The sequence below is a fragment of the Psychrobacter sp. AOP7-B1-24 genome (assembly GCF_052376215.1).
GTDB lineage: Bacteria > Pseudomonadota > Gammaproteobacteria > Pseudomonadales > Moraxellaceae > Psychrobacter.
On record NZ_JBQSVL010000030.1, the window covers coordinates 26,157 to 35,813 of the forward strand.

The following is a 9,657-nucleotide window of genomic DNA, read 5'->3' on the forward strand; positions in this document are numbered from 1 at the left end:
TAAATTCCTGTTATCGATAGTTAGCGTCAACCACGTTATAAATCAAATGGTTTCAACCCATATTATCCTATTTATAAAAAGTCATCTACTAAATGATAATTAACAAAAAACCCAAGCTTAATCATAAGCTTGGGTTTGATTTTTATTGCTATCAAAATTTTGGCTGCTCTAAAAAATTAGTGAAAGGCCACTGTGTTATTCTGCTGATTTATCATCTTGGTTCAGCTGAACGTATGTATCAAAATTTTGGGCGTAGTCAGTCAGATTGTCGCTTAGCATTTGACGGTATTGCTTCACATAAAATTCAACGATATCGTCTTTTTCTTTGGCAAAGTCGTCACCTTTTACAAATCCAATAGAGGCAACTGATGCACTATAGCGTGCGGCGGCATACAATAAAGAAGCGCCTACTTGACCTGAGTGTGCCTCTGGGCTCAATTGGCTATTGGCCATACCAATAATAGCATCAGCACGTTGATAAAACGCTTGCATTTCAGGGGTAATCTCAATGTTGGCATCAGTGTCGTTGTTTTGAGTAGTGTCTTGAGACATGAGCTGCTCCTAATAAGTATCGATAAATTTTAGTATATAAAAATGGTCTGTAAAAATTTAAAGCAAGGGTTTTATAAACCAGCATCTGCCTTCAAAATTTCAGCTTTGTCTGTTTTTTCCCATGTAAAAGCAGTCTCTGAACCTGGGCGACCAAAATGACCGAAGGTAGCAGTTTGCTGATACATTGGTTGCAATAAATTCAGCATGCGGGTAATGCCGTAAGGGCGCAAATCAAAATGGGTACGAATCAGACGAATGATTTCATCGTTGCTGATTTTGCTAGTGCCAAAGGTATTGACAGAAATAGAGGTTGGCTCCGCCACACCGATTGCATAGCTGACCTGAACTTCACAGCGATCAGCAAGACCTGCGGCTACGATGTTTTTTGCCACATAACGTACCGCGTAAGCAGCACTGCGATCTACTTTTGAAGGGTCTTTACCACTGAAAGCACCGCCGCCATGACGAGCCATGCCGCCATAAGTATCAACAATAATTTTACGACCAGTTAGACCTGCATCACCAACAGGACCGCCAATCACAAACTTACCGGTTGGGTTGATATGATAGCGTGTGCCAGCATGTAATAAATCGGCTGGCAAGACTTGCTTGATGATAGATTCCATCACGGCTTCTTGTAGATCCGCTTGTGAAATACTAGGATCGTGTTGCGTTGATAATACTACTGCATCGATCGCTACTGGTTTATTGCCATCGTACTTTAGTGTAACTTGTGCTTTGGCATCTGGGCGTAACCAAGGCAGATCTCCTGCACGGCGTAGCTCAGATTGACGCTCCATTAAACGATGAGCAAACTCGATAGGGGCGGGCATTAATACTTCGGTTTCATTACTAGCATAACCAAACATAAGACCTTGGTCACCTGCACCCTGCTCTTCAGGGTCGCTACGATCGACACCTTGGGCAATCTCAGGAGATTGTTTACCGAGCATGTTAATCACGGCGCAAGTCTCGCCATCAAACCCTAAGTCTGAATGGTGATAGCCAATGCCATTTACAGTGTCACGAACGAGACGTTCTAAATCGATATTTGCCGTCGTGGTGATTTCACCTGCAAGTATCACAGCGCCAGTCTTCACTAAGGTTTCGCATGCCACACGTGCGTGTAGATCTTCTTGTAAAATAGCATCAAGGATGGCGTCTGAGATTTGGTCAGCCATTTTGTCAGGATGACCTTCGCTTACAGATTCTGAGGTAAATAAGTTGTATTCACGCATAAAAGGGTCGCTTAATTGCAGGGACTGTAGTGTACGAACTCAGTCATTATTAAATATTTTTGAATAAAAAGATGAAAAGGAATCAAAAAATTATCGTATTTTACCGTGTATCGAAGCAAAACTCTAGCAATGGATGGTGTTATGAGGTAACTAGATATTGATTAAGCACGCTAGAATTCGTCCATACCGCTATTATCTTGCCAGTATTTAATGAGGCAAGTGAACGTCTACTGCATCCTGTAACCACAAGATTAAATCTTTATCCATATATTGATAATCATCAGGAATGTCTAAAACAATTAATTTTTTCTGGCCAATTTGATTGCGAAATTTCTCGTAGATATAACGTTTATGTTTATTTTCCATTACAAAGATAATATCAGCCCAATTCACATCTGCTGCGTTTATTAATCTACGAGCAGAACGGCTGATACCCGCAGAGCGGGCAGCCAAATTAGGGTAGTTTGAATAGATGTTTTCAGCAGTTGGACTACGCCATTTATTTTTGGTGCAAACAAAAAGCAGATTCATTAAACCTCTTATTATAAAGCGTGGTTATAGCTCTAAAAATGCTGCTTTGTCCTTAAACATACACTCATCATAGACAGGGCAAGCACCGCATTTTGGTGTGCGCGCTTGACAAGTATAGCGGCCATGTAAAATGAGATAATGATGGGCATCAACGATGAAATCATCTGGGATACGCTCAACCAGCTTTTTTTCGACGATTAATACATTCTTTCCAGTAGCCAGACCAGTACGATTTCCCACTCGAAAGATATGAGTATCGACGGCCATGGTTGGCTGACCAAAGGCGGTATTTAACACCACATTGGCTGTTTTGCGCCCAACGCCTGCCAGTGACTCTAAATCTTTTCGGTTATCAGGGACAGTGCTGTTAAATTTCTCAATCAAATCACCACACGTTTTGATGACGTTTTTGGCTTTGGCATTATATAGACCAATATTCTTTATATATGCTTTCAGACCGTCTTCACCTAACGCAAATATTGCCTCAGGTGTGTTCGCTACTGGATACAATTGCTGAGTGGCAATGTTGACGCTTACATCCGTTGCTTGCGCGGATAATATCACTGCAATCAGCAGTTCAAAATTGCTGTTGTAGTTGAGCTCGGTGACTGGTTCATCAATCGTCGCTGCCAATTTTTCAAAAAATGGGCGCACGTCACGGTTGGGCATGCGTCTAGATGGCGGGGTGTCCGCTGTTTTATGTTTAACGGTTTTACTCATGGTATCTTTACTACTATTTTGGCGAGCAGTTGTTCGAACTGTTGGCTATTAACATACCTAAATGATATCTATTATGTGTCATCTAAAGCATTTCATAAACTGTCTATTTTTGTATAATTAAAGCTGTGCCAGCTCAGCCTGTAGTGCCTCAAGATCTGCTTGCTTTTGAGCGTTTGCACGAACACTTAACTGTTTCTCAAGCTTTTTAATTTTACTACGAAGTTTAGCTGTTGCAATGGTGTTTTTTGCTTGTGCTTCACTGATGTTTAATGACTGACTAGCGGCATTGTTGAGTTTTGCCTCGACCATACTAACTACGGGTCTACTGTTGCTGCTATCGGTAAGTTGTTTGGTGACGCGTCTTAGATGATTGTGATAGCGCTGTCTTAAATCTTCTTGTTCTGCTATGCGCTCAGACTCAGATACTTCTCGCTCAATTGTGACTAAGTCGATGCAGTCAACTGGACAAGGTGCAATACACAGCTCGCAACCCGTACACAAGTCTGTAAATATAGTATGCATATGCTTGCCTGTACCGACGATGGCATCGACTGGACAAGCGGGGATGCATTTAGTGCAGCCGATACAGTCATCTTCACGTATGATAGCGCGTACCTCGGTAGGTCGTTCAGAAGTCGCATCTATGGGCCATTGAGAAGGTGCTGCATTCAGTAGTGTTTCCTGACTATCGATATCGATAATTTCAGCAATTGCATTGGTCACTGGTTGACCGCCAGGCACACATTTATTATAGGGCTCATTATTGAGTACGACAGCAGCCGCATAAGGCAAGCAACCATCTGGATGTTCGCAAAGCCCACATTGTGTCTGCGGTAGACAAGCATCGATAGAAGATATTTGCATCTGTATATCCGCCGGCAGTGTTTCTAGATCTAATACATTGAACAATATGGGTAAGTTGACTAAGCGAATATTGGCGCTACTTTGCATATAATAAATAACCTTGATATCAGTAATAAGTGCTGACATTATACCATTGACTAAAAGTACAATTATCCATAACGGACTTGTTTAGTCTAAAGCGGCAGACCTTGTTCGCTCATGATTTGCGCAATCAGCTCATGGGCAATACTGCCTTTGGGTGGTATTCTAGGTAGGTTTGATACATCAAAAAAGTCCGCATGTGACAGCTCATCTTCTTGAATGACAAGATCGCCATCTGCATACGTAGCACGAAAACCAAGCATTAAATTAGAAGGAAATGGCCATGGCTGGCTGCTTATGTAGCGAATATCTGACAGGCTGATGTTCACCTCTTCTGCTACTTCACGAACGACTGCATGCTCTAAGCTTTCTCCCACTTCTACAAAACCTGCAATCAAACCATACATGGGTGGCATTTTTTGCTGTCCATGACGGTGATGATGAGCGAGCAAAATTTGCATTTCGCCAGTGATTGGGTTCGGCCGAGTGATGGCGGTAATGACACAAGGCTGTACACGTGGATATTGGTGAAATTTGCAAACGGTGCAGACCATTGCACGCTCAGATTGTTTGGCATGAGTCGTGGCATTGCCACAACGACTACAAAATCGCGTGTCTGCTTGCCAGCGTAGTAATTGAATGGCCTGGCTAAGCTGATCGGATAATGCTATAGGTAGCTGGGCAATGAGCTCACGATAATGAACAAAAGCATTATCGTGAGGCTCATCGATAGGAGGCAGTATGATACTGTTTGCTATTGCGTAATCATAAGTAATAGCAATAGCCGCTTGTGCGGTAAAATTATTGTCAGTATCCGCTTGGGTTACGTCATTTATGCTGTCGTTGCTATTAGATAGCCAATGATTTGGCGCTAGGCTCTGGAGCAGTGTGACACAACCAAGCTGATATGATGGTTGAGTCTCATCATAAATGCTATTTGCATCATTGGACTGTGGTAATTGAAGTGGTAATGGCCACCAACCATTAGGCGTTTGATGGCATAAAACGCTATCGTTTGTAAATACAAAAGCGTTGGTCATATAGAGAGTTCCAAACAGTCGGGGCAAGTGTGTATGACTATAGATACAGACTTATTTAAAATAAAAAATACAAATGGATATCTTTATAGCAGTGTCTTTGCTGCCCTGCTATAAAGGTATCCATTCAATAATTAAGTAGGGGAATGCCTAATAAGCCTTAAGCAGCGAGTAGGTGGCTCAAGCTTTGCTGACCGACATCAAGTGCTTGTTTGCTAACAGGGCGATTGTTTTCAAAACCGTCTAAATGATGATCGACAGCCATCATGACATCAGCAATACAGGCAAGTGTATCTTCTTCGATAGGTTGTTCATCTTCGATACGTTGTTCTAGATAGTTGGCTAATTGGCTTAGCATACTGGCAGGAGTGGGTAATTGTAAAAACCGCACCGCCCCTGAGACTTGGCGCATCATTTCCGGTATGTTTTGAATGTTGAGTATATCGCGCTCCGGCTCTGCCAAATAATCATTGATGGCCTGCTCGGCACTGGCGATGGCACTACGACTTTCTTGTATCAACGTATCATGTGCAGTATTGAGCTGATGCAATGAGATATGAGCATTATTCAATGGTAAGTAGATTGCGCCTGGAGTGTGCATTTCTGCCATTGAGATAGCGGCATTTTCAGCCTGCATCAAGGCCAGTAGCAAGTGATCGAAATCATCAGGTGTAGGTGCTTGCCAATTATTGACAGCCTCTGCTGCTGTGCTGAGGCTATTGGCTGCATTGGTGAGACCAAGCAAACGTAGTGCCGAGCTCAATGCCGCGAGATCTTCAAAAATTTGTGCTGTCTGCACATCAACAGGGTTGATAGAGTCACCACGTGCATAACTGTCTACGTTTTCTTTGATAGTATTGATTTGAGTTTGAATAATGGTGTTCAAGGTATCGGTCAGCTTGCGATTAGGACCGAACAAGAAACGCTTCATTTGCTCAAGCTGAGACGCGTCTAATTGATTATCGGCATATTGCTCACGCAGTGTCTGCGCGGCATCATTGTCACGCTGACAAGCAAAATTGACTAAGTCCGCAAAACGTGTATCCATTACCGGCAAGTAGCTTTGGAACTGCTGTTCTAGATAGATGAGCGTATGTTTCTGGCTCAGATTTAGCGGTAAGATATTTGCGATATCAGTGACAGCTGCCGTGGCTGCTTGCCAAAATAAGCTACTGCTGTTTGATGCGACCAATGCACAGGCTGCACTCATGGCATCAAGTTTTTGCTGATCGTCTGGGCTAACATTGCCATCTTGATTCAGTAGCGCGATACCAAGACCGCTACGATAAGCATAGGTTAACAATTCACTATCTAGGCCGAGTTCGTTAAGCGGCTGAAAGTTTTTTTCAGGATTGGCAATGATGACACTACTGCTACCAAATGCTGAAAAATAGTCTGCTGTGATGGCTGTCACTTGTCCATGAGCATTGAGTTTATTGATAACAGGCAGTAATAAAGTAGGCTCTACTGACTCTGTTAATAATACAAACTCGACATAACGATCTAGTGTCATGATAGCTTCTGATAAGTCCATAATCAGATCGGTATCATTATTATCGCCATTATCATACAGTCGTTGTAAACCATCGACGATAGCAATATTTAAAGCTTCTGCACCAACTAAAGAAATAAGCTTAAAGATACAGGACAGCTGCTTCAACACAATAATAGAATCTAATAGTAAAGGCGCCTGAGTGTTGTCATCATTAAATTCACTCAGATGAATTTCAGTATCTTTTAGAGTAACGATGATTTCATCATGTAATAAATGTAGTGAGGGTAGATTGAAGTCAGTAACACTAAGCGTTGGGGCGGCTAATTTCATTTGAGCAGACTGGTCCATAGGAGAGTTCCATAATGTGCTAATGGTGATGGTTTCAACAATGATAAAAAAGTATTTATTAATTTATTAGTGATCTTTTAACGCTTTATATAATGATACTCAAGACTATATTGTACAAAAGTCGATATCGCAAGTCATTTAAATGACGATTACATATAGTTTTTTAGCTCAGGGTAATCTTCTGCCAGCGAAGTGTACCAGTTTTGGTTGGCATGGTTATTCATGGGTGATTCTAATAATAAGGCTGCTAGATTGGCAAAATTAGCATGGGCTGTCTGACCATCATCGGTTTGTGTGTCCTCTTCAATGGCTAGCGTGACCTGCCCACCAGTCATTGCCAAATATACTTCAGCTAAAATTTCTGAATCTAGTAAGGCGCCGTGAAAGGTACGATCTTGTTTACCAACATCTAGACGGCGTACCAGTGCATCCAGCGTGTTTTTTTGTCCAGGATACTGATGTTTGGCCATGACTAGTGAGTCAGTCACTTGTACGCGCTCAGAAAAATCATTCAGACCGACTTTGGCGAACTCCATATTCAAAAAGTTCATATCAAACGTGGCATTATGAGCGATGATTTCGGCACCGTCCATAAAATCATAAAGCGACTGGGCAACTTGATCAAATGTGGGTTTATCGGCTAAAAACGCCTCAGAAATACCGTGAATGCGAATGACTTCTTCATCCATGCCACGCTTTGGATTGATATACACGTGTAACTTTTCGCCAGTAAATTTACGGCCGACCATTTCTACGATACCCACTTCGATGATTCGGTCGCCTTTTAACGGATCGAGACCTGTGGTTTCAGTATCCATAATGAGCTGGCGGTTAGATTCGTGGCGGTGTATGGGCTTAGGTAACAGCGGCTTAAAATGCGGATTGGCACGGCTGGTATCACCATCGAATTTTGGTGCATCATTCTCTGTATTATTTATACTTGAATCAGTATCCATATTTGACATAAGGTTATGGCTCGTTGCATCAGTCAGGGGCGTTTGAGCTTCTGGCATCGCTGTATTACTCATTGGTTGGCTAGCATTATCATGATAGTCATTCGTTTTTGTATGTATATCCGGGTTACTTGTATTACTGTCATTATTTTTATCATTATAATCGTTTGGCAACGCTACTACTAACACTTCGTCTAATGGGTCCTCATCTAATAGCTCGTCTTCGAAGTCATCTAAGCCGAGTGGATCGAACTTTAGCCAGTCATCCTTAGATGGTTCTTGTGCTTCACTGGTCATTATTTGTGCTTTTTTTTTAGCGGTATCTGGTGAGTCTATCATTGATACATCTTCACTACTGGAGGTCACACCTAGGTTTGCCAACTCATCTGCTTTTTCATTACCTGCATGTCCAGCATGACCTTTTACCCAGTGCCAATCTACTTCTCGTTGTTGGCATAGAGTATCCAGTTGTTGCCAAAGATCTTGATTGGCGACCGGTTTCTTACTGGCTGTTTTCCAGCCTCTTTTCTTCCAACCTTCAATCCACTCAGTAATGCCTTTTTTGACATAGCTGGAGTCTGTCCAAATCTCAAGTTGTTGCTCGTGAGGGCTATGAGTGAGTGCTTGTATCGCACCCATCAGCTCCATACGGTTATTGGTGGTCTCTTTTTCTCCGCCGTATAAATCTTGCGTACGGCCATCACTAAAAATAAGATGTGCACCCCAACCACCAGCACCAGGATTGCCTTTGCAGGCACCGTCAGTATAAGCCACTGTCGTATTTGGTTTGGCCGCCAATGGATTTATCGTATTATTCATATTGGATGGTGGCGCCGAGGTGCGATTGTCTGACATAAAACAGTATTGACCTAATAAGTGATGATGTAGTGTATTGATATAGATTTGACTATATCACTCTATATGCTGAGTTTGAGTATAACAAATCTACCATTAAGATGGACAGTCGTAACGCACAAAATCGTAAAAGCACATATCATCATAGTAACTTTTACATTTTCTGTTAAAATAAGTGGGCTTGCCATAAGCCTTATAAGATAAATGATCGCAGGCTCGGGGATGTGTTTTTAGTTCAATCGATAGTCATTTAAATGGGTTAAAAATGGCTAAATCTTGCCAAACAGTGTCAAGCAGCTGGCTAATATCTCGATATTATCTGTGCTACTTTGCTTGTTTTACGGCAACTCATCTCATTTTTATCAGCATTTTTAAAACGAGGACACACCCTAGTAATATGTTCAACACTACTGTTCAATTATCATTTTTTTCATAACAGTCTAATGCATGAATGCAGGATAACCTTATTATGTCCTTACGCTCAACCGTGTTTTATAAAAGTCTTATCCTCAGTGTTACTGTGAGTAGTGCACTGTTTTTGAGCGCGTGTGATGATGCTCCGCAGCTTGGGGCAGAAGTGTCTGAATCAGTAGATCTCTCTATTTTTGAGGGATGTTATACGATCAGTAATGATGAGCCTGCCCAGATCAAAGTCAGTCAACAAGATGATTCATGGATAATGCAAATGAAGGAGCCTGCAGGTGCTAAGCAAGTGTGGGATGATCCAGAGGCGTTAGAGTTGATAGAAAATAGTGAAATACCGAATTTTTTCTCTATTGATCCTGATAATGTCGATGCCGTGATAGGTCGCCCTGACAGAGTATTAGTGCTGGCTCATGTCAAACCTGTTTATGCCAATATCGATCCGTTACTAGACAGTGAGTATTTGTCTTATATTTATCGAGGGGCTAACACTATCTATCGTGTGGAATGTGATGAAATGAATACGGATATCTTAGCCAATCCACATGCCAATATTATTA

General features: G+C 41.9%; 9 protein-coding genes. 1 reads left to right on the forward strand and 8 read right to left on the reverse strand.

What is annotated here, in order from left to right:
* Positions 1 to 195: 195 nt before the first annotated feature.
* From ACT3QP_RS07995 to dnaQ, 8 genes are all read right to left on the reverse strand, one after another.
* On the reverse strand, positions 196 to 552 hold the full coding sequence (locus ACT3QP_RS07995) for a DUF3144 domain-containing protein (RefSeq protein ID WP_444525091.1): 357 nt from the start codon (positions 550 to 552) through the stop codon (positions 196 to 198).
* Positions 553 to 623: 71 nt separating this feature from the next.
* Complete coding sequence (gene metK, locus ACT3QP_RS08000) at positions 624 to 1,790, reverse strand: methionine adenosyltransferase (RefSeq protein WP_444525092.1); 1,167 nt, start codon at positions 1,788 to 1,790, stop codon at positions 624 to 626.
* A 207-nt stretch (positions 1,791 to 1,997) separates the two neighbouring features.
* On the reverse strand, positions 1,998 to 2,321 hold the full coding sequence (locus ACT3QP_RS08005) for a low molecular weight protein tyrosine phosphatase family protein (protein ID WP_444525093.1): 324 nt from the start codon (positions 2,319 to 2,321) through the stop codon (positions 1,998 to 2,000).
* A gap of 24 nt (positions 2,322 to 2,345) precedes the next feature.
* A complete protein-coding gene (nth, locus tag ACT3QP_RS08010; RefSeq protein WP_444525094.1) occupies positions 2,346 to 3,041 on the reverse strand; it encodes an endonuclease III in 696 nt (231 codons plus the stop codon).
* Positions 3,042 to 3,158: 117 nt separating this feature from the next.
* The gene (locus ACT3QP_RS08015) at positions 3,159 to 3,992 is read right to left on the reverse strand and encodes an RnfABCDGE type electron transport complex subunit B (protein WP_444525095.1); all 834 of its coding nucleotides are present in this window, start codon (positions 3,990 to 3,992) and stop codon (positions 3,159 to 3,161) included.
* A gap of 86 nt (positions 3,993 to 4,078) precedes the next feature.
* Complete coding sequence (gene nudC, locus ACT3QP_RS08020; RefSeq protein ID WP_444525096.1) at positions 4,079 to 5,026, reverse strand: NAD(+) diphosphatase; 948 nt, start codon at positions 5,024 to 5,026, stop codon at positions 4,079 to 4,081.
* Between the two features lie 157 nt (positions 5,027 to 5,183).
* Complete coding sequence (locus ACT3QP_RS08025; protein WP_444525097.1) at positions 5,184 to 6,866, reverse strand: hypothetical protein; 1,683 nt, start codon at positions 6,864 to 6,866, stop codon at positions 5,184 to 5,186.
* A 149-nt stretch (positions 6,867 to 7,015) separates the two neighbouring features.
* A complete protein-coding gene (gene dnaQ / locus ACT3QP_RS08030) occupies positions 7,016 to 8,674 on the reverse strand; it encodes a DNA polymerase III subunit epsilon (protein ID WP_444525098.1) in 1,659 nt (552 codons plus the stop codon).
* Between the two features lie 469 nt (positions 8,675 to 9,143).
* Here dnaQ and ACT3QP_RS08035 point away from each other — a divergent pair.
* A partial coding sequence (locus tag ACT3QP_RS08035; RefSeq protein ID WP_444525099.1) for a hypothetical protein occupies positions 9,144 to 9,657 on the forward strand: 514 nt, incomplete at its 3' end.